This is a genomic window from Saccharothrix lopnurensis (assembly GCF_042658445.1).
In the GTDB taxonomy this organism is placed as follows: domain Bacteria; phylum Actinomycetota; class Actinomycetes; order Mycobacteriales; family Pseudonocardiaceae; genus Actinosynnema; species Actinosynnema lopnurensis.
Genome location: NZ_JBHSQO010000006.1, coordinates 191,954 through 216,516, shown reverse-complemented (window position 1 = coordinate 216,516; position 24,563 = coordinate 191,954). Strand labels below are relative to the sequence as shown.

General features: G+C 74.3%; 25 protein-coding genes. 11 read left to right on the top strand and 14 right to left on the bottom strand.

What is annotated here, in order from left to right; all coding sequences use genetic code 11:
• Positions 1–31 precede the first annotated feature (31 nt).
• From ACFP3R_RS08985 to ACFP3R_RS08970, 4 genes are all read right to left on the bottom strand, one after another.
• The gene (locus ACFP3R_RS08985; protein ID WP_380634560.1) at positions 32–2,224 is read right to left on the bottom strand and encodes an FtsX-like permease family protein; all 2,193 of its coding nucleotides are present in this window, start codon (positions 2,222–2,224) and stop codon (positions 32–34) included.
• 157 nt (positions 2,225–2,381) lie between these two features.
• Positions 2,382–4,685: an FtsX-like permease family protein gene (locus ACFP3R_RS08980; RefSeq protein WP_380634558.1), complete on the bottom strand. Its 2,304-nt coding sequence runs from the start codon at positions 4,683–4,685 to the stop codon at positions 2,382–2,384.
• On the bottom strand, positions 4,685–5,362 hold the full coding sequence (locus tag ACFP3R_RS08975; RefSeq protein WP_380634556.1) for an ABC transporter ATP-binding protein: 678 nt from the start codon (positions 5,360–5,362) through the stop codon (positions 4,685–4,687). Before ACFP3R_RS08975 ends, ACFP3R_RS08980 begins: the two co-directional genes overlap by 1 nt.
• Positions 5,359–5,883 carry a PadR family transcriptional regulator gene (locus ACFP3R_RS08970; protein ID WP_380634555.1) on the bottom strand — a complete coding sequence of 175 codons (525 nt, stop codon included), beginning with the start codon at positions 5,881–5,883 and terminating at the stop codon, positions 5,359–5,361. The genes ACFP3R_RS08975 and ACFP3R_RS08970 overlap by 4 nt, the downstream gene beginning before the upstream one ends.
• A gap of 152 nt (positions 5,884–6,035) precedes the next feature.
• On the opposite strand from ACFP3R_RS08970, the gene ACFP3R_RS08965 reads away from it, so the two are divergent.
• A complete protein-coding gene (locus ACFP3R_RS08965) occupies positions 6,036–6,572 on the top strand; it encodes a CGNR zinc finger domain-containing protein (protein WP_380634553.1) in 537 nt (178 codons plus the stop codon).
• 116 nt (positions 6,573–6,688) lie between these two features.
• Here ACFP3R_RS08965 and ACFP3R_RS08960 read toward each other — a convergent pair whose 3' ends face one another.
• Complete coding sequence (locus ACFP3R_RS08960) at positions 6,689–7,894, bottom strand: DUF445 domain-containing protein (RefSeq protein ID WP_380634662.1); 1,206 nt, start codon at positions 7,892–7,894, stop codon at positions 6,689–6,691.
• An 80-nt stretch (positions 7,895–7,974) separates the two neighbouring features.
• Here ACFP3R_RS08960 and ACFP3R_RS08955 point away from each other — a divergent pair, with 80 nt between their 5' ends.
• Positions 7,975–9,147, top strand: coding sequence for a pyridoxal phosphate-dependent aminotransferase (locus ACFP3R_RS08955; protein ID WP_380634551.1), 1,173 nt, complete (start codon positions 7,975–7,977; stop codon positions 9,145–9,147).
• Here the strand turns inward: ACFP3R_RS08955 and ACFP3R_RS08950 are convergent.
• Positions 9,136–11,058: an NACHT domain-containing protein gene (locus tag ACFP3R_RS08950; protein WP_380634550.1), complete on the bottom strand. Its 1,923-nt coding sequence runs from the start codon at positions 11,056–11,058 to the stop codon at positions 9,136–9,138. The genes ACFP3R_RS08955 and ACFP3R_RS08950 overlap by 12 nt on opposite strands.
• A 9-nt stretch (positions 11,059–11,067) precedes the next feature.
• On the opposite strand from ACFP3R_RS08950, the gene ACFP3R_RS08945 reads away from it, so the two are divergent.
• Complete coding sequence (locus tag ACFP3R_RS08945; protein WP_380634548.1) at positions 11,068–11,817, top strand: TFIIB-type zinc ribbon-containing protein; 750 nt, start codon at positions 11,068–11,070, stop codon at positions 11,815–11,817.
• Between the two features lie 7 nt (positions 11,818–11,824).
• Here the strand turns inward: ACFP3R_RS08945 and ACFP3R_RS08940 are convergent, their stop codons facing one another.
• Positions 11,825–12,946 carry a methyltransferase domain-containing protein gene (locus ACFP3R_RS08940; protein WP_380634547.1) on the bottom strand — a complete coding sequence of 374 codons (1,122 nt, stop codon included), beginning with the start codon at positions 12,944–12,946 and terminating at the stop codon, positions 11,825–11,827.
• Between the two features lie 111 nt (positions 12,947–13,057).
• Between ACFP3R_RS08940 and ACFP3R_RS08935 the strand changes: the two genes are divergently transcribed.
• From ACFP3R_RS08935 to ACFP3R_RS08915, 5 genes are all read left to right on the top strand, one after another.
• Entirely contained in the window at positions 13,058–13,465 is a 408-nt protein-coding gene (locus ACFP3R_RS08935; protein ID WP_380634546.1) for a helix-turn-helix domain-containing protein, read from the top strand.
• Between the two features lie 7 nt (positions 13,466–13,472).
• The gene (locus ACFP3R_RS08930; protein WP_380634544.1) at positions 13,473–14,132 is read left to right on the top strand and encodes a hypothetical protein; all 660 of its coding nucleotides are present in this window, start codon (positions 13,473–13,475) and stop codon (positions 14,130–14,132) included.
• Positions 14,133–14,251: 119 nt separating this feature from the next.
• Positions 14,252–14,542: a DUF2516 family protein gene (locus ACFP3R_RS08925; RefSeq protein WP_380634660.1), complete on the top strand. Its 291-nt coding sequence runs from the start codon at positions 14,252–14,254 to the stop codon at positions 14,540–14,542.
• Positions 14,536–15,198: an alpha/beta fold hydrolase gene (locus tag ACFP3R_RS08920; RefSeq protein WP_380634543.1), complete on the top strand. Its 663-nt coding sequence runs from the start codon at positions 14,536–14,538 to the stop codon at positions 15,196–15,198. The genes ACFP3R_RS08925 and ACFP3R_RS08920 overlap by 7 nt, the downstream gene beginning before the upstream one ends.
• A 9-nt stretch (positions 15,199–15,207) precedes the next feature.
• On the top strand, positions 15,208–15,762 hold the full coding sequence (locus tag ACFP3R_RS08915) for a type 1 glutamine amidotransferase domain-containing protein (RefSeq protein ID WP_380634541.1): 555 nt from the start codon (positions 15,208–15,210) through the stop codon (positions 15,760–15,762).
• 70 nt (positions 15,763–15,832) lie between these two features.
• Here ACFP3R_RS08915 and ACFP3R_RS08910 read toward each other — a convergent pair whose 3' ends face one another.
• Positions 15,833–16,591 carry a MerR family transcriptional regulator gene (locus ACFP3R_RS08910; protein WP_380634539.1) on the bottom strand — a complete coding sequence of 253 codons (759 nt, stop codon included), beginning with the start codon at positions 16,589–16,591 and terminating at the stop codon, positions 15,833–15,835.
• A gap of 71 nt (positions 16,592–16,662) precedes the next feature.
• On the opposite strand from ACFP3R_RS08910, the gene ACFP3R_RS08905 reads away from it, so the two are divergent.
• The gene (locus tag ACFP3R_RS08905; RefSeq protein WP_380634538.1) at positions 16,663–17,211 is read left to right on the top strand and encodes a YbaK/EbsC family protein; all 549 of its coding nucleotides are present in this window, start codon (positions 16,663–16,665) and stop codon (positions 17,209–17,211) included.
• A 174-nt stretch (positions 17,212–17,385) separates the two neighbouring features.
• Here the strand turns inward: ACFP3R_RS08905 and ACFP3R_RS08900 are convergent, their stop codons facing one another.
• The 5 genes from ACFP3R_RS08900 to ACFP3R_RS08880 form a co-directional block, all read right to left on the bottom strand.
• Positions 17,386–18,453 carry an LOG family protein gene (locus ACFP3R_RS08900; protein ID WP_380634536.1) on the bottom strand — a complete coding sequence of 356 codons (1,068 nt, stop codon included), beginning with the start codon at positions 18,451–18,453 and terminating at the stop codon, positions 17,386–17,388.
• Positions 18,454–18,640: 187 nt separating this feature from the next.
• Entirely contained in the window at positions 18,641–19,519 is an 879-nt protein-coding gene (gene purU / locus ACFP3R_RS08895; RefSeq protein WP_380634535.1) for a formyltetrahydrofolate deformylase, read from the bottom strand.
• 11 nt (positions 19,520–19,530) lie between these two features.
• Entirely contained in the window at positions 19,531–20,268 is a 738-nt protein-coding gene (locus ACFP3R_RS08890; RefSeq protein ID WP_380634534.1) for a maleylpyruvate isomerase family mycothiol-dependent enzyme, read from the bottom strand.
• Between the two features lie 10 nt (positions 20,269–20,278).
• A complete protein-coding gene (locus tag ACFP3R_RS08885; RefSeq protein WP_380634533.1) occupies positions 20,279–21,082 on the bottom strand; it encodes a class I SAM-dependent methyltransferase in 804 nt (267 codons plus the stop codon).
• A gap of 2 nt (positions 21,083–21,084) precedes the next feature.
• Positions 21,085–21,579: a DUF2505 domain-containing protein gene (locus ACFP3R_RS08880; protein WP_380634531.1), complete on the bottom strand. Its 495-nt coding sequence runs from the start codon at positions 21,577–21,579 to the stop codon at positions 21,085–21,087.
• Between ACFP3R_RS08880 and ACFP3R_RS08875 the strand changes: the two genes are divergently transcribed.
• Together ACFP3R_RS08875 and ACFP3R_RS08870 are read left to right on the top strand one after the other, a co-directional pair.
• The gene (locus tag ACFP3R_RS08875; RefSeq protein ID WP_380634529.1) at positions 21,578–22,687 is read left to right on the top strand and encodes a UDP-N-acetylmuramate dehydrogenase; all 1,110 of its coding nucleotides are present in this window, start codon (positions 21,578–21,580) and stop codon (positions 22,685–22,687) included. The two genes, ACFP3R_RS08880 and ACFP3R_RS08875, sit on opposite strands and share 2 nt — an antisense overlap.
• Before the next feature lie 131 nt (positions 22,688–22,818).
• A complete protein-coding gene (locus tag ACFP3R_RS08870) occupies positions 22,819–23,814 on the top strand; it encodes a chymotrypsin family serine protease (RefSeq protein ID WP_380634528.1) in 996 nt (331 codons plus the stop codon).
• On the opposite strand, the gene ACFP3R_RS08865 is transcribed toward ACFP3R_RS08870, so the two are convergent.
• On the bottom strand, positions 23,768–24,499 hold the full coding sequence (locus tag ACFP3R_RS08865) for an SDR family NAD(P)-dependent oxidoreductase (RefSeq protein ID WP_380634527.1): 732 nt from the start codon (positions 24,497–24,499) through the stop codon (positions 23,768–23,770). The genes ACFP3R_RS08870 and ACFP3R_RS08865 overlap by 47 nt on opposite strands.
• Between the last annotated feature and the right edge of the window lie 64 nt (positions 24,500–24,563).

Genomic DNA, 24,563 nt, shown 5'->3' with positions numbered 1-24,563 from the left:
GCTGGGAACCGAAGATCGTTCCGGTGCGTCGCTACTCGGTTCTCAGGGCGGTCGGGTGGATCGCCGAGCGCAGCGCGGGCAGCGTGCACGCCGACATCGCGAGCACGACGACCGCCGCCGAGGCCACCGGGGCGGCGATCTCGGTCCACTCGACGCGGAACGACGAGGTCGGCACCACCAGCCACGCCGTGCCGACGCCGATGGGCACGGCCAGGCCGGTGCCGAGCGCCGTGGGCACGGCCGACTGCCACAGCGCGGACACCGCGAGCACCCGGTGCGGCACGCCGTTCGCCGCCAGCACGGCCGTCGGTCGGGCGCGCTCCAGCACCTGGTCGACGGCCGCCGCCACGAGCCCGACCACGGCCAGCAGGGTCAGCAGCACCGAACCGCCGATCACGCCGCCGCGCAGCGACGTGAACAGCTCGACCTGGCCCGCCTCGAACGGCGCGCGCAGCGTGACGGCCCGGTCGACCCGCCCGGTGGCGGCCAGCAGCCGGTCGCCGAACGACTCGTCCGGCGCGCCGTGCACCACCAGCTCGGCCGGGGGGACCGCCGCCAGCACGGGGTCCGCGCCCCCCGCGACGTACAGGCCCCACCGGACGTCGTCGACCTCGACCCGCCGGTGCTGCGGGACCACCCACCGCCTGCCCTCGACGGTCAGCGCGGTGCCCGGCGCGGGACCCCGGCCGCCGACCAGGTAGGCCGAGCCCGGCGCGCAGTCCTCCACCCGCAGGCGCTCGGCCAGCTCGGCGCAGTCCGCGCTGACCAGGGAGGTGCCCGGCACCTCGCGCGGGTGGTACCGGCGGACCTCGTCGACCCGCTCCACCCCGCCCACCAGGGAGATCGCCTCCTCCAGCGAGCGGACCGGCGTGTGCCCGGACAGGTCGAGCACCCAGCGGTCGGGGTCGTCCACGGGCGGGGCGGCGGTGATCTGCGCGGCCACGCCGAGCAGCACCTGGAGCGTCAGCGACCCGGTCAGCACCACCACGACACCGGACAGGACGCGGGCCGTGCCGGCGTCGAACCGCAGCGCGCGCAGGGCGAGCATGGGCGCGACGCCGTCCGGTTGCACGTGGTGGGCGACCTTCCCGACCAGCCACGGCAACACCGCGCCGGTGCCCGCGAGGACCAGCGCGATGCCCAGGCCCATGCCGACGGCCAGCCGTGAGTCGGTCATGACCTCCCAGAACCCGCCGACCGCGGAGATCACCACGAGCACCACGGCCCCGGCGCCGACCAGCGCGAACCGCCACCACGCCCGCCGGGCGGGCACCTCGACCGCGGGGACCAGACCCAGCGGCCCCGGTTCCTCGGCCCGCAGGGCGAGCAGGGCCGACACCACCGCGACCACCGGCACGCCCAGCGCGATCAGCGCGCCCAGCAGCGGGTCGGGCAGCAGGTCGGTGGGGAAGAAGCCGACGCCCTCGACCTCGATGAACCGGGCCAGCGGCCGGGCGGCGAAGAACAGCGCCACGCCGACGAACAGGCCCAGCACCGCCCCGGTCAGCGTCTCGCCGCCGGCGATCCACCGCAGCTGCCGGCGGGACGCGCCGACCAGGCGGATCGCGGCCAGGCGCCGGGCGCGGCCGGTGGCGCCGAGGCGGGTGGCGACCACGACGAAGATGCCGAGCGGCACCAGCAGGGCGCTGATCGCGGCGACCATCAGCAGGCGGTAGGCGGGCAGCAGCGTCGTGCCCGGCAGGTCGCTGCCGAACCCGGTGGCACCGTCGGCGGCCTCGACGTGCGCCGGTGGCAGCCCGGCGTAGAAGAGCAGCGACTTCGGCCTGGGCAGGCCCGCGTCGGCGATCACGCCGATCACGCTCTCCGGGAAGCGGGCGCGGACGGTGTCGTCGGTGCGCATCAGCTCGAACAGCTCCGGCGAGACGACCAACTCGCCCGGACCGGGGACGCGGCCGACCCCCGGCGGGGCGGGCGCGTCGGGAGCGGTGGCGGCCAGCTCCACCCCGCTGATCACGCGCCCCTGCCACGGGACGGTGACCCGGCGGACCTTCAGCGTGGCCGCCCGGTCCTCGGCCGAGGTGACCGCCGCGGCCCGCACCCGCTCGGACTTGGCCTCGCGGGCCGGTCCGATCGAGGCGGCCAGGAGGAGCACGGTCACGCCCAGCCCGACCCCGGTGGCGGTGAGCGCCAACCTGGCCCACGACGTCCGGCTGCCCCCGACAGCCAGCCGGACGCCCAGGACCAGATCGGCGACCCACCTCATCGGAGCGCACCCCGCGCGCTCCGGCCGCCGGCTCCCACGATGTCGTCGAGGAAAGAGATCACGTCCTTTAAGACGCCGCGGAGCCGGGTCGCGTGGCCTGGGGAGGCGCCGCCGTCGCGAGAAAGTCGTGGGACGGCGGCGCCGGTGGTGTCGTGCGTCACTCCGATCGCAGGCCCAGGGCACCGGTCGCCCGGCGCAACGACGGCAGGGACAGCAGCGTGACCACCACGACCATCAGGGCCGCCGTGCCGCTGAGCACGCCGATGCCCGCCCAGTCCAGCACGATCGGTTGCGTGATGATCTTGAGCAGCAGGGCGGCCAGGGTGCCGCCCACCGCGATGCCCACCACCAGGGCGAGCAGGAGCGGCACGGCGTTCTGCCACAGCAGCGACCGCCCCAGGGCACCCCGGGGCACACCGCTGGCGGCCAGCACCGCCAGGGGCCGCCGGCGTTCCCGCACCTGCTCCAGGGCCAGCACCAGCAGGCTCGCACCGGCCAGCAGCAGGGTGATCAGCGAGCCCGCCAGCAGGGCGCTCCGGATGCTCTGGAACTCCTCCACCCGCTGCGAAACGCCGGTGTCGCCGAAGTACGACGTGTGGACCTGCCAGGTCATCGGCGCCAGGGCGTTGCGGACGTGCTCGGCGATGTCCGGCTGCGCCGGGTCGACCCGCACCAGCACGCTTGCGTACGCGGACTCCAGCGGCAGCCCCTCCGCCAGCGACGGCGTCACCATCAGGCCGTAGTGGCGGCCCCCGCTCTCGGCGCCCTGCTCGACCTCGGTGAACTCCGGGATCGTCCACCGGGGACCGGACGGCACCTGCTCCTGGTCGAGCACCACGGTCACCCGCTGGCCCGGCTCCAGCGGCGTGTCGAAGCCCGAGTTCGGCTCCTCCTCGGGGACCACGAAGAACGCGTCACCCTCCTGGCAGGACGGCAGCGCGACGTAGGCGCGCAGCACCTCGCACGTGCCGATGTTCATCGAGCCGTACTCGTCCTCGCCGCGGACGAACGCCAGGCCCTGGAGCGGGTGGACCCGCTCCACGCCCACCGACCGCCCCAGCAGCGCCACGGTCTCGGCGGTCACCTCCGGCGTGGCGTCGCGCAGGTTGACCTGGACCCGGCTCAGGTCGGCCTCCGGCTGCCGGCGGTCGACGACCAGGGTCTCCGCGCTCGCCAGCATCGACTGGAGGGCGATGCCGCCGGCCAGCACCACGGCCACGCCCCCGACCACGCGGGCGGCCGTGCCGCTCTCCAGCTGGAGCCTGCGGATGGCCAGCTGCCACGACGGCGCGCCGCCGCACAGGCGACCGACCGCTCGTTCGACCACCCACGGCAGCAGCAGCGGGATGGACAGCAGCAGCATCATGATGCCGCCGATCAGGATCGGCTCGGACGCCCGGCCGTCCGCCCCGCCCATCGTGCCGGTCTGGGTGAGCAGGGCGCCGGAGCCGATGATGATCGGCAGCACCCGCCACCACAGCACCCGCTGCACCGGCTTCGTGCGGCGCACCACGCCCAGCGGCTCGATCACCGTGCGGCGCATGGCCACGATCGAGGTCACCACGGCCAGCACCGGCACCAGCACGCCGATCAGCACCGCCGACGGCGGCCACGGGGTCAGGTCCTCGACGAACACGCTGAGGCCCATCAACCGGACCCGCTCCACGAACTGGCGGGCCACCAGGAACAGCGCCACGCCCACGGCCAACCCGACGAACGCGCCGAGCAGCGACTCGCCGGCCGCGATCCGCCGCACGCGCTGCGCGCCCGCGCCGACCAGCCGCAGCGCCGCCAGCCTGCGGTCCCGCTCGGAACCCGCGAGCCGCGTGCTGATGCCCACGAACACCAGCACCGGGAACAGCAGCGCCACCACGCCGACCACGATCAGCAGCGACAGGATCGGGTCCAGCGAGCGTTCCCGCAGTTGGCCCCCGAACGAGACGACCGCGGTGCCGTCCTCCTCGGACACCGTCGCGTCACCCGCGTAGAACCGCAGGTCGTGCGGCGCGTTCAGGCCGGACCGGCCGATCGTGCCGACCACCTCCTGCGGGAACCGCTCGCGCAGCAGCTCGCCCTCCGGGGAGGCCAGCAGCTCCGCCAGGGCGGGTGACAGGAAGACCTCGCCGTCGCCCGGCACCCGCGACGTGCCCGGCGGCACCGGCGCGCCCGGACCCGAGGCCCGCACGAACCGGCCGTCGATCGAGTCGCCGCGGTACTCCGTGTTCCAGTACGCCTGGTACAGCACGTCCTGACCGCTCGGCGGCGACTCGGCGGTGACCTCCTGGGTCGCGGACGAGCGGGCGTCGCGCTCGGACAGCACGGTCGTCACCGACGACGCCGCCAGCAGCACGGCGACGCCGATGCCGATGCCCGCGCCGGTCAGCGCGAGCCGGACCCATGACGTGCGCCCGCCGCCGAGGGCGAGCCGGACGCCGAGGGCCAGGTCGGAGAGCCACCTCATCACCGGACCGGCTCCATCTCGCGGGACCGGCCGTCGCGCACCACGACCTCGCGGTCGGAGTACGCCGCCACGCGCGCCTCGTGCGTCACCAGCACCACGGCCGCGTTGGTCTCCTTGGCGGCGGTGACCAGCAGCTGCATCACCCGCTCGCCGTTGAGCGAGTCGAGCGCGCCCGTCGGCTCGTCGGCGAACACCACCCTCGGGCCCGTCACCAGCGCCCGCGCCACCGCGACGCGCTGGCCCTGGCCGCCGGAGGTCTCGCCGGGGCGCTTGTCCGCCACGTCGGCCACCTCCAGCCGCTCCAGCCACTCGCGGGCGCGCGCCTCGGCCTCGCGCCGCTTCACCGAGCCCAGGCGCAGCGGCAGCGCCACGTTCTCCAGGCAGCTCAGCTCCGGCACCAGCTGGCCGAACTGGAACACGAACCCGAAGTCGGTGCGCCGCAGCTCGCTGCGCGGTCCGTCACCCAGCGCGCTCAGCTCCACGTCGCGGTAGCGCACCGTGCCCGAGTCGGGCTGGAGGATGCCGGCCAGGCAGTGCAGCAGGGTCGACTTGCCCGAGCCCGACGGGCCCATGACGGCGACGACCTCGCCGGCGCGCACCCGCAGGCCCGCGCCGTCGAGCGCCGGGGTCGGCCCGAACGACTTGTGCAGGTCGACCGCTTCCAGCAGGGGGTTCACCGGGTCACCGCCGACTTCAGCTGGCCGAGGCGCGCGGCGGTGAGCTCCAGCCAGCGCAGGTCGGCTTCGAGGTGGAATAGGGCGTGGTCGCAGATCAGCTGGTCGACCAGGTCGCCGTCGGCCTTCCGCCTGGTCAGCTCGCGCATCGTCCCCAGGTGCGCGGAGCGCTGGACGTCGAGCACGTCGTCCGCGCTGCGGCCGGACAGCAGGGCCAGCACGACCTTCGCGTACAGGGTGTTCTGGAGGTACGGCTCCGGTCTCTCCGGGGTCGTCAGCCAGCGCTCCACGTCCGTCACGCCCGCGTCGGTGATGGCGTACCGCTTGCGCTCCGGGCCGTCGCCCGCCTCGACCCCGGCCTCCTCGACCAGGCCGTTGCGGAGCAGGCGCGACAACGTCGTGTAGACCTGCCCGTAGTGCAGCGGCCGGTCGTGGCCGAAGCGCTCGTCGTAGGCCCTCTTCAGGTCGTACCCGTGCCGGGGGCCCTTTTCCAGCAGGCCCAGCAGGGCGTGTCCGATCGACATGAGAGCGACTATACACACGAGGTATACACCGTGTTCATAACCCGATCGGAGGAACGGGGGATGCCACCCGAAAGGGCAGAAGGGCTAACCGCTGAAAACCACTTGACGGTTACTTAGCCACATCGTGACCATCCGACGCCTACAGTGGAGGGGTGACTGGTCTGGCGGCCGGCTGGGACCACGCGGCTCTCGCGCAGGGTCGAGCCGGCGATGCGGAACACGATGTGGAGCTGCTGCTCGCTTTCCTGAACACCAGGGACCTCGAACTCGGCACGGACGTGCTGGACAGCGTCGCCGCCTGGCGCGCGTGGGTCACCGAGCGCGGCCTAGGCCGGCCGGGTGACCCGGCGGAGGTCCGCGCCGCCCGCGACTCGCTGCGGGCCTCGCTGGGTGAACGGCACGACGGACCCGATCCCACCCCCGCCGCGGGCCTGGTCCGGGTCGACCTCAGCCGCGGCGTGCCGACCATGTCCGGCACCGACGCCCTGGGCGCGGTGCTCGGCGCGGCGGCGCGGCTGGCGGTCCTGGGCTCGTGGGAGCGGTTCAAGATCTGCCAGGCGGACGACTGCCGGTGGGCGTTCTTCGACCGATCGCGCAACCGCTCGCGCACCTGGTGCTCGATGCAGACGTGCGGGAACCGGGAGAAGGCGCGCAACTGGCGCGAGCGCCGCGCCCTGAGCGTGACCTGAACCGCGAACTCGACGGGTCTGGACGTACGACTCGCCGGGCCGGAACGTACGACACGCGGGGTCTGGGCGTACGACTCGCGCGGGTTGGGCGTACGACTCGCGGGGTGGCGCGCTGGTCAGGTGACCAGCTGGCCGACGGTGTAGATCACCAGGCCGGCCAGGGCGCCCACGACCGTGCCGTTGATGCGGATGAACTGGAGGTCCCGCCCGACCTGGAGTTCGATCTTGCGCGAGGTCTCCTCGGCGTCCCAGCGCTCGACCGTGTCGGTGATCAGCGTGGTGATCTCGTCGCGGTAGTGGGTCACCACGTACGCCGCCGCGCCCTCCAGCCACCCGTCGACCTTCGCGCGCATCGACTCGTCCTCCACCAGCCGCCGGCCGAACGACAGCAGCCCCTCGCGCACCCGCCGCCGCAGCTCCGACGACGGGTCCTCCGCCGCGTCCAGCAGCATCTTCTTCGCCGTGCCCCAGGCCGACCCGATCAGCCGCTGCACGTCCGGGTGCTCCACCACCTGCTGCTTGACCTGCTCGGCCCGCTGCATGGTGGTCGGATCGGTGCACAGGTCGTCGGCGAACTCGATCAGGAACTGGTCCACCGCCAGCCGCATCGGGTGGTTGACGTCGGTCTTCACCGCCCAGGCGAAGTTCAGCAGCTCGTTGTAGACCTTGTCGCCGAGCAGCGAGTCCACGAACTTCGGCGACCACGTCGGCGCGCGGTCCGACACCACGCCCATGACCTTGTCGTAGTTGTCCCGCACCCAGTCGTAGGCCCGGTCGCACACCAGGTCCACCAGCTTGTGGTGCGCCCCGTCGGACAGCACCTGCCCGAGCAGCTTGCCCAGCGGCGGGCCCCACGGCCGGTCCACCAGCCGCCGCACCACCGCCTGCTCGACGATCGCCTGCACGTCCTCGTCCCGCAGCACGGTCACCGCGCCGCGCACCACGTTGGCCAGCTCGGACGTCACCCGCTCGGCGTTCTCCGGCCGCACCAGCCACTCGCCCAGCCGCCGCCCCACGCCGACGCGCCGCAGCTTGTCCCGCACCACCGCCTCGGACAGGAAGTTCTGCCCGACGAACGACCCCAGCGCGTCGCCGAAGGTGTCCTTGCGGCTCGGGATGATCGCGGTGTGCGGGATCGGCAGCCCCAGCGGCCGGCGGAACAGCGCCGTCACCGCGAACCAGTCGGCCAGCGCGCCGACCATGCCCGCCTCGGCGGCCGCGCGCACGTACCCCACCCAGGCCGGACCGCCCTCCTCGAACAGCAGCGCGATGACGAAGACGGCGGTGGCGGCCAGGAAGAAGCCCGTCGCCACGAGCTTCATCCGGCGCAGGCCACGGCGCTTGAGCTGGTCAGCTGCGGTCAGTTGCTCCACACCGCCATTGTCCGTGAAGATTCGGAGTCGTGCGGGTACCAGCGCTAGTCCCCCGGTTGCGGCCGTTCACCTCGACGATCTTCGCGGAGATGACCGCGTTGGCGAACCGCACCGGGGCGGTGAACCTCGGTCAGGGCTTCCCCGACACCGACGGACCTGCCGGGATGCTCCGGGTCGCCAAGGACGCCATCGACGGCGGCCTCAACCAGTACCCGCCGGGTCCGGGCACGCCGGAACTCCGGCAGGCGATCTCCGAGCACCGGGCGCGCTACGGCACCCACCACGACCCCGACACCGGGGTCCTGGTCACGGTCGGCGCCACCGAGGCCGTCGCCGCCGCGCTGCTGGCGCTGGTCGAGCCCGGTGACGAGGTCGTGCTGATCGAGCCCTACTACGACTCGTACGCGGCGTCCGTGGCGCTGGCCGGGGCGACCCGGCGCACCGTCGGCCTGGTCGAGGAGCCCGGCACCGGACGCCTCGGCCTGGACGTGGCCGCGCTGGCGGCGGCGTTCGGGCCGCGGACCAGGGCGGTGCTGGTCAACTCGCCGCACAACCCCACCGGCACGGTCTTCACCCGCGACGAGTTGGCCGCCGTCGCGCGGCTGTGCGTCGAGCACGACGTGGTGGCCATCACCGACGAGGTGTACGAGCACCTGGTGTTCGACGACCGGGAGCACGTGCCGCTGGCCACGCTGCCCGGCATGGCCGAGCGCACGCTGACCGTCTCCGGCGCCGGCAAGTCGTTCAACTGCACCGGCTGGAAGATCGGCTGGGCGTGCGGCGCGCCCGAGCTGGTCGGCGCGGTGCGCGCGGCCAAGCAGTTCCTGACCTTCGTGGGCGGCGCGCCGTTCCAGCCCGCCGTGGCGCACGCGCTGCGCCACGAGCTGGACTGGGTCGAGCGGCTGCGGGCGTCGTTGCAGGACAAGCGGTCGCGGCTGGCCGCCGGCCTCGCCGACGCGGGGTTCGCGGTGCGGCCCAGCGAGGGCACCTACTTCATCACCGCGGACGTCCGCCCGCTCGGCTTCACCGACGGCGAGCAGCTGTGCCGCGAGCTGCCGGAGCGGATCGGCGTCGCGGGCGTGCCGGTGCAGGTGTTCACCGACCACCCCGACGAGTGGCGGCACCTGGTGCGCTTCGCCTTCTGCAAGCGCGACGAGGTGCTGGACGAGGCGATCACCAGGCTGCGCCGGCTAGGCGCCTGACCTCACCCGGTCGCGGGCGCCCGCCAGCCGGTCCTGCACCAGCGCGTGCCGGAACTGGTGGACGGCGCCCGCCTGGCGCAGCACGCCGAGCTTGCGGGCGTCCTCCAGGAACGCGGTCAGCTCCCACGGCAGCTTGCCGCGCAGCGCCAGCCACACCCGCGCCACGGTGAACCACCACCAGCGCAGGTGCAGCACGGACAGCGTGAAGCCGAGCATCAGCCCGCACGCCAGGCCGAGGCCCACCATGCCGCTCTGGTGCGGCCCGAACACCAGCCCGCCGGCCGCGCCGAACACCACGGCCAGCACCAGCGACCCGGTCCACACCGCCACGCGGTCCCGCGCCATGGTCCACTTCGGACTCGACGGGTGGGACAGCTCGGCGCTGCTGCCCAGCGCGAACCGCAGCGCCACCGCCACCGCGATGCCCAGGCCCACGACCAGGCCCGCCGACAGCCCGTACAGGGCGCCGAACACCAGGCCGGCCGCCGTGCCGAGCACGCCGCTGACCACCAGCAGGCTGCGCCACACGCCCAGCTTCTGCTTCGGCGCGCGCTGCCGGGACGCGTGCAGCGCGGCCGCCGCCACGGCCAGCCCGGCGACCAGACCGGTCAGCGGCGCGAACTCCGGCGTGCTCGCGTAGGCCATCAGCCAGGCCACGCCGAACCCGCCGATCAGGCCCAGCACCAGCGCGCCCAGCAGCGCCAGCCACGAGCCGCGGACCGAGTGCCGCAGGTCCCACCAGGCCAGCTCGCGCACGCCCCGGTCGCACATCTGACCGGCCAGGAACGCCAGCCAGCGCCGCGCCCGGTCCCTCGGCCACACCTGGCTCAACCGGGCCTGGTGGGCTATCCCGCGGTCGCCGAACGAGCCCGTGACCAGCGCGTCCACCAGGTGGTCCTCGATCGCGCGGCGGTCGGGGAACCGGCCGCGGTCGAGCAGCTCGCTCGGCTCGCCGTAGGCGTAGACGACACTGGCCAGCCACACCGAGAGCGGCGTGGACAGCGCCTCCGCCAGGCGGTCGTCCGGCTCGTCGCGCAGGTGCAGGAAGATCGGCTCCCAGCGGGCCGCCGTCACGGGGTCCGAGGTCGCCCGCAGGTAACCCGCGATCTCCTCGTGGTCCAGCGGCTGGAGCTCGACCACGTGCGCGCCGGGCACCCGCGCCCCGGCGAACTCGTCGGTGCGGCAGGTGAGCACCAGCGGCTGGGTCCTCGGGAACGCCCGGTTGATGCGGTCCAGCGCGTCGGCCCGGCGCTCGGCGGGGATCTGGTCGAGGCCGTCGAGCACCGGGAACACGCGCCGCTGCTCCACCAGGAGCTCGGCCGCGTAGCTGCCGTACAGCTCGGTGTTGCGCAGCGCCGGGTGGTCCTCGTAGAGGCGGCGGGTCATCCAGGTGCGCACGTCCTCCGCGCCCGGGTCCCAGGTGGACAGGGGGAGCAGGAACGGCACCGCCTCGTCGGGGCGCCGGTCGAGCAGGCCGGTGGTGAGCAGCATCGCCGTGGTGCTCTTGCCCGCGCCCGCCTCGCCCAGGAACACCATGCGCCCGCCGCTGCGCCGGTACGCGCCCAGGACGCCGTCGCTGTGCCCGGGTTCACCCTCCAGCGCGCTCCAGTGCAGGTCGAGCAGGTGGTCGGTCAGGCCGCGGGCGCGGCACTCCTCGTTCCACTGGGTGTGGAGGGCCTGGGTGAGGGCGTTCGCGGCGGCGGCGAGGTTGTCATCGGTGGCGAGACCGGCGGCGCGCCTGCGCTGGAGCCACGGGTCGAGCGCGGCGAGCAGCGCCAGGAAGCCGAGGACCAGGCCGATCAGCCACACGTCGGGGTCGATGCCGTAGTCGGTGACGAACAGGCCGGCCACCGCGAGGACGGCGGCCAGCACGCACCCGGTCAGGACGGCCCGCTGGTGGAATCTGGACACCAAGGAATCATGGCTCACCGACGGCCCGGGGGTGACTCAAGGTGCTGGAGCGGTCACCTTTGTGTCGTGCGTACCCTCGAACATGTGATCTGTCCGAAATGCCAGGACCTCATGCGGACCATCACCCGCGGCTCCGTGCACGTCGAGCAGTGCGAGAACTGCCACGGCGTCTTCCTCGACGGCGGTGAGCTCGAACAGATCATCGCCGCCGAGCGGGCCCACTACGCGCCGCCGTACCTGCCGGTGGGCGGGCCGGTGCCGGCGTTGCCGGTGGGGGTGCCGGTCCCGGGGCCGGTGGGGGTGCCGGTCCCCGTCGTGGAGCGTGCTCCGGAGCCGGTCGCGGGGCCCGACCCGGCGCAGGACGGGGAGCAGGAGACGCGGGTCGTGCCGGCCGCGGCGGACGAGACCGCCGACGAACGGCAGCCTCACGACCAGCCGTTCGACGACCGGCAGCCCGACGACACCCCGGCACCGGCCGACCCGCCGCCCGTCGACCCACCCGCCGCGCACCCGCCGGCCGTGCACCAGCCCCCTCCGCACCAGCCCCCTCCGCACCAGCCCGTCATGCCCCAGCCCGCCGGTCCGCCGCCCGCGTACCAGCCGCCGCCCGCCTACCAGCCCCCTCCCGGCACGCCGTCCGGCCCGGTGCCCGCCTACCAGCCACCACCCGGAACGCCACCGCCCGTCCACCCCGGCTACCACGACCCGTACCACGGCCACCGCCGCCGGCGCGGCTTCCTGGAGGAGCTGTTCGACTGAAGCGGGGTCAGAGGCGCCAGGTGTGGGGGGTGCGGGGCAGGGAGAAGTGCTGGTCCGCGGACGTGGCGGTGAAGGTGAAGTGCCGCCGGCGGGGTCTGCCCAGCTCGCGCCACCGCGCGTAGGCGGCCTCGACGTCGTCCCAGAGGCGGCGCGGACCGCCCTGGGCGATCGAGGAGCCCAGGTGCCGGACCCAGGAGCCGTCCCGGTGGGCCAGGCGCGGCGGGTCGCCGGCCACGACCACGCCGGGCAGCGCCAGCCCCGCGAAGAACTCGAACCCGTGCGCCGGGTCGAGCACCACCTCCGCGCCCAGGAGGGTGCCGCGCGCACTGGTCGGCTCCGCGTCCAGGGCGTTGTCCAGTGCTTCGTCGGCCCACGCGGCGTGGTGCGCGCGCAGCGGCATGAAGCGCCCGTCCTCGACCAGCACCGGCCCGGTGGCCACGCCGTCGCGCACGGTCAGGCGGACCAGGCCCGCGCCGATCGCCCGGTTGAACGTGGTCACGACCAGGCCGCCGGGCGCGGTCTGGGTGAGCCACGCCGGGGGGATGCGGGACACCGCGCAGGTGCCCAGGACCCGGTCGTAGGGCGCCCCGGGCGGGTGGCCCAGCTCGCCGTCGCCCAGGACGCACTCGGGGTGGTGGCCGGCGGCGGACAGGTGGGCCGAGGCCCGCGCCAACACGCCCGGGTCCACGTCGATCGAGGTGACGTTGCCCGCCCCCGCCACGTGGGAGAGCAGGGCGGCGTTGTAGCCGGTGCCGGTCCCGATCTCCAGCACCCGCGAGCCCTCGGCCACGTCCAGCGCCTGGAGCATGATCGCCATGATGGCCGGCATGCTCGACGAGCTGGTGGGGACGCCGACCGCGGGACGACCGGCGAGTGCTTGCTCCCAGGCCCGGTCGTCGCCGTTCAACTGGGTCACGCACACCTGGTTGCGGTAGACCAGCGCCAGGTGGTCCGGGTGGTCGGCGGTCACCGCCGACCAGGCGCCGTCCGGCCGCTGCACGAAGAAGCCCGGTAGGAACACGTGCCTCGGGACCTCGCGAAACGCCGCCTCCCAGCGCGGGTCGCGCAGCACGCCGGAGGCCGTGAGGGAGTCGACCATCCGGTCGCGCAGCTCCGCCGCAAGGTCCACACCCCCCACCGTAGCCCTGTGGGCGAGCCCACGTCCGGATTGCTAGCAGTCCGCTTGCAACAGCTAGCACCCGCGCGTAGCGTCGAAGCCGGATCGAGGAGGTGCCGCGCAGTGGACAAGCCCATCGACAAGGCGGTGGCCGACCTCGGCCGCGACATCGGCGAGTACATCCGCCAGCAGCGCAGCACCGCGAAGATCTCGTTGCGGCAGCTGGCCAAGCTCGCCGGGGTGTCCAACCCGTACCTGAGCCAGATCGAGCGGGGCCTGCGCAAGCCGAGCGCGGAGATCCTCCAGCAGATCGCGAAGGGTCTGCGGATCTCGGCCGAGGCGCTCTACGTCGAGGCCGGGATCCTGGAGCAGCGCGAGGGCGGTGCGCTGGCGGACGCCATCGTCACGGCCCCCGACCTGACCGAGCGGCAGAAGCAGGTGCTGCTCGACGTCTACGAGTCCTTCCGGCGGGAGAACGCGGCGGCCGACCACCGGCCCGCGCCCGCCGTCCCGACCAAGCCCGAGGAGTGAGATCGCCATGCCGAACCTGCCCACCACCGAGGAGCTGCGCAAGGCGGGCGAGCAGGCCGTCGCCGCGGCCCGGACCCCGCTGCTCGCCGCCCTGGGCGCCGGCGACCTGGCCGCCAAGGCCGTCGTCGAGGCGCTGAACAAGGCCCGCGAGCGCGCCGAGGCGGCCAAGCAGACCGCCGAGTCGGCCGACCTCACCGGTCTGAAGGACAGGTTCGACCCGGCCGAGCTGCGCAAGGTCGTGGACGCCTACACGCAGTCGGCGCTGAACCTGTACCAGTTCCTCGCCGTCCACGGCGAGGAGGCGCTGGAGAAGCTGAAGACCCAGCCGCAGCTCCAGAAGGCCCTCCACCAGGTGGAGGGGGCCGTGGACACCGCGCAGAAGCGCACCGGCACCGCCGCCGCGGACGCCCGCGACCTGGCCGACGACGTGCTCGGCAAGGTGACCCGCCGCACCCGCGAGGTCGGCGAGAAGGCCGCCGGCGACGTCGAGGAGGCCACCGAGAAGCTGGCCGAGGCGGTCGTGGAGGTGGGTGGCGAGGTCGCCCACGAGGTGCGCGCCACCGCCCGCAAGGCGACGGACCGCACCGCCACCCGCAAGACCGGCACGACCCGCGGCAGCACCGCGGCCCGCAAGCCGGCCACCGGCGTCGACCAGGACCCCCGGTAGCGAGGGGTGAACCCGCCGTGACGGGGCGTTCCGCCGGGACGCCCCGTTTCGGCTGTACCGGGAGCGCGCGACGCACGTAGTCTGGTGCTGTGTTTTTCCCGATCCCGCAACTCAGCCCCTTGTACCTGGACCACTGGGTCATGTTCGTGGCTTACTACGCCGCGCTGGGCATGGGTGTGTTCGCGTTCGCGCACGCACTCTCGCAGCGGGCCGACGCCTACCAGGCCGCGGATCGCATGACCAAGCCCGCGTGGCTGGGCATCACCGGCGGCGGCGCGTTCGCGCTGCTGCTGTTCAGCCCGTTCTCGGCGGGCGCCATGTTCTGGCTCGCCGGGCTCGTCGCGGTGACCGTCTACGTCGTGGACGTGCGCCCGCGGCTGATCGAGGTGCAGCGCGGCCCCCGGTGGTGACCCACCGGAGCTTCGGCTCCGGCGAACCCGTGACCCTCGTCGGTCACGGCCTCGGCGCGACGCCCGGTGAGGCGCGCCTGCCCACGTCCGGGCTGCCGGGCACGAGGGTCGTCGTCACGCTGCCCTCGCACGGGGACGCCCCGGACGCGCCCGAGGGCTACTGGACCTACCCGCGAATAGCCGCCGACCTGCGGGAACTCGCCCGTGCCACCGGTGCGACCCGCGCCGTCGGGGTGTCCCTGACGGCCGGCGCCCTGCTGGCGCTGCTGGCCCGCGAGCCCGACGCGTTCGAGCGCGTGGTCCTGCTGCTGCCCGCCGTGCTGGACGAGCCGCGGCCGGCGCTGACCCGCGAGGAGGCGATCACCGCCGTGGGCGGGCCACCCGACTACCAGGCCGAGCGGCGGGCCGCGTTCGCCCGGCTGGGCGACGCCCCCGACGCCCTGCGCGGCCAGGTCGCGGTGCCCGACCGGGCGGCGTTGGCGCTGGTCACAGCCCCGGTGCTGGTGGTCGGCGCGACCCGGGACCCGCTGCACCCGGAGGACGTGGCCAAGCAGGTCGCCGCCGCGTTCCCGAACGGCCGGCTGGAGCTGGTGCCCTCGTGGTTGACCCACCGGGGTGACGTGCGCGGGTGGTTGGTCGACTTCCTGCGCGGGTAGCCGAAGCGCATGGCCGAACAGAAGAGGATCGCGTTCCTGGTCGACACGGAGGGCATCGAGCAGGTCGAGCTGACCGATCCCTGGCAGCACGTGGAGAAGGCGGGCGCGGTGCCCAGGCTGCTCGCGCCGAAGCTGGGGACGGTGCGCGGGTTCCACCACCTGACGCCCGCCGACGAGTTCGACGTGGACGTGCCCTACGCGCACGCCGACCCCAACGACTACGACGGCGTCGTGATCCCCGGCGGGGTCGCGAACGCGGACTTCCTGCGCATGGACCGCGACGCGGTGCGGTTCGTCGAGCAGCACGTGGCCGCGGGCAAGCCGGTCGCCTCGATCTGCCACGGGCCGTGGCTGCTGGTGGAGGCGGGCGTGGTGCGCGGCAAGGCGCTGACCTCGTTCCCGAGCCTGGCCACCGACATCCGCAACGCGGGCGGTGACTGGGCGGACGAGGAGGTGCGGGTCTGCACCGCGAACGGGTGGACGCTGGTCACCAGCCGCAACCCCGACGACCTGCCCGCGTTCAACCGGGAGGCCCTGAAGGCGTTCGGGCTGCGCGGCCTCTGACCCGGGTCCGACCACGGGGATCTGCAGCTCCCCGTGGTCACCCCCTGGTGATCACCCTTCTGGGGGGTGCTTACAGCCTGGCCTGCGCGTAGGCCGCGATGGCGTCGCGGACGTACTCGGCGAAGCCCTCGGCGTGCTCGTCGAACTGCGCCTTGAACTCGGGCGAGTCGACGTAGAGCCGGCCCAGCCCGGTGTAGGACTCGCGGTTCGGCGTCCAGCTCCGGCACAGCCACGTGTGGTGCCGGTCGGTCACCTCCAGCACCTCGGGCGCGTCGGGCGCGACCCCGGCGTCGAACAGGGCGGCGAACGCCTCCCGGATCGCCCCCCACTCCGCCATGAACGCGTCGGCGTCGGTCTTCGTCCAGGTCCGCAGCCGGCGCTTGCCCTCGTCGATGTGCTCCTGGGCGCCCTCGCCGTAGCGCTCCACCAGTTCCGCCTCGTAGCGGGCCTGGCGGTCGGCGTCGAAGCCCTCGAACAGCTCTTCCATCCTCATGCGGTAACCCCCTTCCAGTTCCTCGATCGTCCTGGCGACGGTCTCGGCCAGCCTCGCCAGCCGCTCCTGCTCGGTCGACAGCCACCGCGCGTGGTTGCGCAGCACGTCGACCGCGGTGTGCCGCCCGTCCAGGACCTCGGCCACGGTGTCGAGACCGAGGCCCAGGTCGCGCAGCAGCAGGATCTGCTGGAGCCTGAGCAGCTGTTCGCGCTCGTAGTACCGGTAGCCGTTGCCGCCGATCCTCGCCGGCTCCAGCAGTCCGATCGCGTCGTAGTGCCGCAACGTCCGCGAGGTCACCCTCGACATCCGCGCCACCTGCGCGATCGACCAGGCCATGACCGTCCTCCCTCCTGCCCCGTCGACGGTAGGTGTTGACGCAGCGTCAAGGTCAAGCGGCGTTTGGCAGGATGTGTGGTGTGTGGACCATCGCAGGCAGCCTGACGCCCGTACCCGTGCTCGACCGGCTCGACCTGGTGGCCGAACCGGTGGCCGCGGCCCTGCGGTCGCTGCCCGACGGCTCGCGGCTCGCCGTCGCCGAGATCGACCCGGGGCTGGCCGACACCGCCGAGTTCTGCGCGCACTACGGCTCGCCCCTGGCGGCGTCGGCGAACTGCGTGGTCGTCGCGGGCAAGCGCGGCGACACCGTCCGGTACGCGGCGTGCGTGGTCCTGGCGACCACGCGGGCGGACGTGAACGGGGTGGTGCGGCGGCGGCTGGACGCGCGCAAGGCGTCGTTCGCGCCGATGGACGAGGCGGTGTCGCTGTCCGGCATGGAGTACGGCGGCATCACACCCGTCGGGCTGCCCGCGGACTGGCCGGTGCTGCTGTCGCCCGAGGTGGCGGCCGCGCCGGAGCTGGTCATCGGCAGCGGGGTGCGGGGCAGCAAGCTGCTGGTGCCCGGCGAGGTGCTGGCGAAGCTGCCCGGCGCCGAGGTGGTCGAGGGCCTGGCCCGTTAGGCAGCGGTCGAGCACCTCGTGCGCCTGCTCCGGCGTGAGGTGCCCGATGAGCACGTGCGCGGTGAGGCCGTCGGCCGGCGCGACCACGGCGCGTGCCGGTCGGCGTGCGGCTGATCGGCCGCGCCTACCGCGAGGACACGTGCCTGGACGCGGCGGAGGTGGTCGAGCGGGTGCTCACCCCGCGTACGCCCGCATGAACTCCACGGCCTCGGCCACGTCGTCGGTGACCAGGATCCAGCGCTCGGCCTCGCGGCCCCGGGCCAGCCGTTGGACCAGCGGCGCGGCGGGCACCTCGTCGACCCAGAAGTCCCGGCCCAGGAACACCATGGGCGCGGCCGGGCCGACCGAGCCGTAGTGGTTCTGGCAGTAGTCCTGGAAGACCTCCTGCACGGTGCCCGCGCTGCCCGGCGTGTAGATGATGCCGCCGGTGGCGATGGTGAGCAGGCCGTCCTCGCGGACCGAGTTGGCGAAGTACTTGGCGTGCAGCTCGCAGGCCGGGTTCGGCGGCTCGTGGCCGTAGAACCAGGTCGGGATGCCGATGGTGCGCGGCCGCTCCGACGTCGGCAGGTCGGCGGGGCAGGCGGCGAGCCAGCGGCCGATGGACCCGGCGTCGTCGCCGAACCTCGGCGCCCTGGCCAGGTCCCTGAGCACGGACTCGTCCTCGCCGACGCGCACGCCCAGCGGCACGGCCTCCATCACGCCCGGCCCGCCGCCGGTGAGCACGGTGAACCCGGCTTCGCCGAGGGCCGCGCCCAGCCGGACCGCGCGCCGGTAGCCGGGGGTGTCGCGGCCCAGCGCGTGCCCGCCCATGACCGCGACCGGCGCGCAGGTCAGGGCGTCGCCCAGGGCGTCGGTGATGGCGTGGTCGTGCAGGCGCTCGGCGAGGGCGTGCAGCGGGTCGGGGTTCTGGCCCTGGGCGCGGGCGTGCCGGTAGATCACGGCGTCGGGCGTGTCGGCGTAGGACCCCGGGTCGGCCGGGTCGAACCCGGCGAACAGCTCGGCGGGCGTGTAGAGGCGCGACCGGTAGACGTCGTAGGGCAGGTCCGGGATGGCGGGGAACACGAGCGCGCCGGCCGCCGCCGCCCGGCGCTGGGCGACGGGGGAGAGGGTGCAGCCGAGGAACAGCGCGCCGTCCACCGGCACGCGCAGTTCCTCGGCGCTCAGGTCCAGCCCGACGACGACGGCGTTGCCGAGGTCGTCGGCCGCGCGGACCTCGTCGAGGGTGGTGAACTCCGTGCGCACCGGCGCAGCCTACGTCCCGGGCTCGCGCCGGGGACGCGAACGTGGAACTCACCCGTCCTGAGCGTTCGACACGGTGGTCCTGGGTGTTCGACTCGCGCGGGCTGAACGTGTAGTTCGGGGGGTCTGGACGTGTAACTCGGGGGGTCTGGGCGTACGACTCGCGGGGTCTGGGGGTACGACTCGCGGGTTAGAAGATCACTGTGCGGTTGCCGTGGAGGAGGACCCGGTCCTCCAGGTGCCAGCGGAGGCCGCGGGCCAGGACGACCTTCTCGATGTCGCGGCCCTTGCGGACCATGTCGGGGATCGAGTCGGTGTGGTCCACGCGGATCACGTCCTGCTCGACGATCGGGCCCTCGTCCAGCTCGGCGGTGACGTAGTGGCAGGTCGCGCCGACCAGCTTGACGCCCCGGTTGTGCGCCTGGTGGTAGGGGCGGGCGCCGATGAAGGACGGCAGGAAGCTGTGGTGGATGTTCAGCGCCCGCCCGGACCAGGCCGCGCACAGCTCGACGGGCAGGACCTGCATGAACCGCGCCAGCACCACCGCGTGCGGGTCGTGCGCGTCCACCAGCTGCCGCAGCTGGGCGAACGCCGCCTGCTTGCCCTCCGGGTCGCTCACCGGGAACGGCACGTGGTGGAACGGGATGCCGTGCGCCCGGGTGATGCCCGCCAGGTCGGCGTGGTTGCCGATCACCGCCGCCACGTCCACGTCCAGCTCCCGCGAGGCCACCCGGCCCAGCAGGTCGTACAGGCAGTGGCCCTCCTTCGACACCAGGATCACCACCCGCCGCCGCTCGGCGGTGTCGGTGACCCGCCACGACCCGGGGTGCGCGCCCAGCTCGCGCGCCACCCCGGTGAACCGCGCCCGCAGCTCCGCCACGTCGAACCGCAGCGAGTCCGCGCGCACCTCCTGCCGGGTGAAGAACCAGTTCGTGTCCTGGTCGGTGTGGTAGGCCGCCTCCACGATCCAGCCCCCGTGCTCGGCCAGGAACGAGGAGATCCCGGCCACGATGCCGGTCCGGTCGGGGCAGCCGAAGGTGATCACGTAACGTCGCTCAGGCAGTGGCACGACGGAAGTATCTACGGTCGCGGCAGCGAGGCGGGCAACGACCTGTCCCCGGAGGCGACGGCGCCGCTCGGCCTGCCCCACACCGCCCGGTACAGCGCGTCCGCGGTGCCCGCCAGGGTGGCGTCCGGTTCGGTCGCCGCGTCCTGGATCGGACCGACCTCGGGCACCTGCCCCGGGGCGAGCCGGACCTCCCAGGCGCGGCCGGCGTCGGCGGCGTGCAGCACCAGCCTGCCCTCGCGCTCGATCGGCCGGCGGCCGGCCTGGCGGGGGAGGACCCAGGTCAGGTACTCGTCGACCCCGTCGGCCGCGAACACCGCGTCGAACAGCAGCGACGGCACCTCGGTGCCCAGCCCCGCGTGCTCGGCGTCGAGCCGGTGGATCGCGATCTCGTGCGCCTGCCTGCGGGCCCAGAACCCGTGGGTGCGGTGGTCCGGCGACATCGTCCACGCGGGGGTGTCGGACGTGGTGCCGGCCAGCGCGCCCACCAGCTCGTCCGCCCGGGTGTCCCACCACGCCAGCAGCTCGTCCCACCCCTCCGGGCGCGCCTCGGCGTCCGGGGCGGGGCCGTCGGGCGGGGCGGCGAGGGCCTTGAGCACCCACGAGTGCACCAGCGCCACGTGGTCCACCAGGTCCCTGACCGTCCACCCGGGACAGGTCGGCACGGGCGCGTCGGGACCGGCGGCCACCGCGGCGGCGCGCAGGGCGGCGATCTGGGTCTTCAGCTGGGTGACGAAGTCCGCGTGTTCCACCCGTCACACCCTAGGGACTCACCACGTCCCAGGGCACCGTCATCTCGCCCAGCCGCCACCGCCTGCGGTCGTCCAGCACCGGCCACCCGCGCGCGGCCAGCAGCCGCACCGACTCCACCCACCGGGCCCGCGGCCCGTACGGGGCGTAGGGCGCGGCGGTCGCCCAGCACGCGTCCAGCTCGGCCAGCAGCGCGTGCACCCGCTCGCCGGGCACGTTGTGGTGGATCAGCGCCTTGGGCAGGCGTTCGGCCAGCTCGCCGGGGGTCTCCAGATCGGCGGGCAGGCAGGAGAGCGTGAGCGTGCGCGGCCCGTCGGCGGTCAGCGACACCCAGCAGCACCGGCGGCCGACCTCGTCGCACGTGCCCTCCACCAGCACGCCGCCGGGGGCCAGGCGGGACAGCATGGTGCCCCACGCCTCGGCGGCCTGGTCCTCGGTGTACTGCCGCAGGACGTTGAACGCGCGCAGCAGCACCGGCCTGGCGCCCGCCAGCTCGAACCCGCCGCGCCGGAAGTCCAGCCGGGGCGGGTCGGCCGCCGCCCTGCCCGCGGCCACGCGGTCGGCGTCCAGCTCCAGGCCGAGCACCCGCACGTCCGGGTTGAGCGCGCGCAGGCGGGTCGCCAGCTCGACCGTGGTGACGGGGGACGACCCGTAGCCGAGGTCGACCACCAGCGGGTCGCCGGCGGCCAGCAGGTCGCGGTGGGCGTGCGCCAGCCACCGGTCGACCCGGCGCAGCCGGTTCGGGTTGGTCGTGCCCCTCGTGGGCAGGCCGAGCGCGCGGGCCCGGCCCGCGGCGAGGCGTGGGGTGCGGGCCATCGTCAGGAGCGGCGCGCCAACCAGTCGGACGTGAACCCGGTCTCCTTGTCCAGCAGCCTGGCGACCTGCTCGACGACCATCTTCTCCACCTTGCCGCCCAGCAGCGGGATGCCGACCTCGACCTGGCCCACGAGGTGCAGCTCGCTGCCGCCCGCGGTGTCGGCCAGGGTGATGGCGCCCTCGATGCGGCCGGGCACGCCGCCCAGCAGGCCCTCGATCGTCCCGGCCGGGCCCGCCTCGGTCCACGTCTCGGTGCGCGTGATCACCAGGTCGCCGCCGAGCGCGCCGCGCGCGACCGGGGGCAGGTCCGCCGCGTCCACGCCCTGCCTGAGCTGGTAGGTCGTGGTCTGACCGGTCGTGGTGAACGCCACCAGCTCGGCGCCCTTGCCGCCCAGGACGGCCAGGCGGTCCCGCAGGTGACCCTCGTCGACCAGCGCGGCGTACACGTCCCGCGCGGGCCAGGGGGACGCGGTTCGGTGCTCGATGCGGCGTGCCATGTCGCGGAGGCTACCGTTGACGCCCGTGACCACCCCGCCGTCCAGTGCCCGGACGTGGCTCGCCGAGTGCACCACGTTGCGGCTCGGTGGCCCGGCCGCGCGGTTCACGCGCGCCACCACGGCCGCCGAACTCGTCGAGACCGTCCGCGACCTGGACGCCTCCGGCGAGCCGGTGCTGCTGGTCGGCGGCGGGTCCAACCTGGTCGTCGCGGACGCCGGGTTCGACGGCACCGCGGTGCAGGTCGGCACGGTGGGCCGCCGGCTCGACCCGCTCGGCGACGGCCTGGTGCAGCTCACCGTCGAGGCGGGCGAGGACTGGGACTCGGTGGTGGCGGAGGCCGTGGCGCAGGGCCTGGGCGGGCTGGAGTGCCTGTCCGGCATCCCCGGCCTGGTCGGCGCGACCCCGGTGCAGAACGTCGGCGCGTACGGCGTGGAGGTCTCGCAGGTGCTGACCTCGGTCGACCTGCTGGACCGGCGCACCGGCCGGGTGCACCAGGTGCCCGCCGAGGGGCTGGGCCTGGCCTACCGGACCAGCGTGCTGAAGGGCACCGACCACGCGGTGGTGCTGCGGGCGCGGTTCGCGCTGACCGCGGGCGGCCAGTCCGCGCCGATCCGGTACGCGGAGCTGGCGCGCGTGCTCGGCGTGGCGCAGGGCGAGCGGGTGCCCGCCGACGCGGCCCGCAAGGCCGTGCTGGACCTGCGGCGCGGCAAGGGCATGGTGCTCGACCCGGCCGACCACGACACGTGGAGCGCGGGCTCGTTCTTCACCAACCCGCTGCTCGACGAGTCCACCCTGGCCGGCGCGCTGATCCGCATCGCCGAGCGGTTGGGGCGGCACGTCGAGGTGCCCACCTACCCGGCCGGCGGGGGGCGGGCGAAGCTGTCGGCGGCGTGGCTGATCGAGCGGGCCGGGTTCACCCGCGGGTACCGCGGTGCCGGTGGCCGGGTGGCCCTGTCGGGCAAGCACACCCTGGCGCTGACCAACCGCGGCGGCGCGTCCACGGAGGACCTGCTCGACCTGGCGCGCGAGGTGCGCGACGGGGTGCGGGCGGCGTTCGGGGTGGAGCTGCGGCCCGAGCCGGTGCTGGTGGGCTGCGACCTCGGGTGACCTCGCGCTGACCTGCGCCGGGCTACCGGGGGACCACCACCGGGGAGCCGACCGGCCGAATGGGTGACTGCGTGTGACGAAGCCTCACTCCGCGCGTTTCATGGAGTCAGGGGCACCCGTGGGAGGTCGTCATGGCTCACCAAGACGACGAGCGCGCGGCCGTCAGGCCGATCAAGAGGCTGGTCGAGGACGATTTCCTGAGCCGGCCCGGTGTGGTGGGCGTGGACCTCGGCGAGAAGACCACGCGCGGGCGCCGGACCGGGCGGTCGGCGATCCTGGTGTTCGTGCGCCGCAAGGGTCCCGCCGCGCAGTTCACCATCCCGCCGGACGTGCTGGGCGTGCCCACCGACGTGGTGGAGGACTCCTTCTCGCCGCACCACACCATCGCCTCGCCGGAGGGCGTCGGCGGCGCGGAGCGGCACGAGCTGCTCATCGGCGGCATCGGGATCGGGCCCAGCCGGGCGATCCGGTTCGTGCCGCCGGACGTGCCCGAACCGGACGACTACGTGGTGGCCGGCACGCTCGGCGCGCTGGTCACGCCCCGCCACCGGTTCCTGGTGATGGGCCTGACCGCGTTCCACGTGGCGTGCGTGGACGACGCGTGGGCGGTCGGGGACCCGATGGTGCACCCGTCCCGGGTGGACGGCGGCCACCCCTTGCACGACCGGGTCGGCGCGCTGGCGCGGGCCGCGCTGTCGTCCCGGGTGGACGCCGCCGCGATCCTGCTCACCACCCCGCGCCACCGGGCCGAGGTGGCGGAGCTCGGCCCGGTGCGCGGGTTCGCCGCGGCGCGGGTCGGCCAGCGGGTGCGCAAGCGCGGGCGCACCACCGCCGTCACCGAGGGCGTGGTGGCCTCCACGGACGCCGCGATCACGCTCGACTTCGGCGTGGGCCTGGGCGTGCGCACGCTGCACGACCAGATCCGCGTCGAGTCGCCCCGGTTCGGCGACCACGGGGACTCGGGCGCCGTCCTGCTGGACGACGCCAACCGGGTGGTCGGGCTCTACCTGGGCGGCAGCGGCCGCCGCGGCTTCGCCAACCCCGTCGAGCCGGTGCTCGACCAGCTCGACGTGGACCTGCTCACGAGCGGTGCGCGCGGGTCGCCGACGCCTGCGCGCGGGGCTTGAGCACGATCTGGTCCAGGTTCACGTGCGACGGCCGGGTGACCGCGAACGCGATGACGTCCGCCACGTCGTCCGCGGTCAGCGGGGTGAGGCCCCGGTAGACGGCCGAGGCGCGCTCGGCGTCGCCGTCGAAGCGGTTGACGGAGAAGTCGGTCTCCACCATGCCGGGCAGGACCTCGGTCACCCGGACCGGCTGCCCCAGCAGCTCGCCCCGGAGGGTGCGGTGCAGCGCCGACTGGGCGTGCTTGGCGGAGGTGTAGCCGGAGCCGTTGTCGTACGCCTCGACCGCGGCGATGGAGGTGACGGTGACCACGTGGCCGTCACCGGAGGCGATCAGCCTCGGCAGCAGGCCCTTGGTGACGCGCAGCGTGCCGAGGACGTTGGTCTCCCACATCCACCGCCAGTGGTCCTCGTCCGCCTCGGCCACGGTGGTCAGGCCCCTGGCGCCGCCGGCGTTGTTCACCAGGACCCGCGCCGCCGGGACCGCCGCCAGGAAGTCCGCCACGGAGGAGGCGGACGTCACGTCCAGCTCGACGGCCGTGCCGCCGATCTCGTCCGCGATACCCTGGAGCAGGTCGAGCCGCCGGGCGCCCAGCACCACGTGGAAGCCCTCGGCGGCGAGCCGCCGGGCGGTGGCCTCACCGATGCCCGCGCTGGCTCCGGTCACGACTGCGGTAGGACGGTTCACGCGCCGATCCTAGGTGCGGCCCGCGCGTCCACCGGGTACGTCCCACCCGTGGGACACCTGCCCG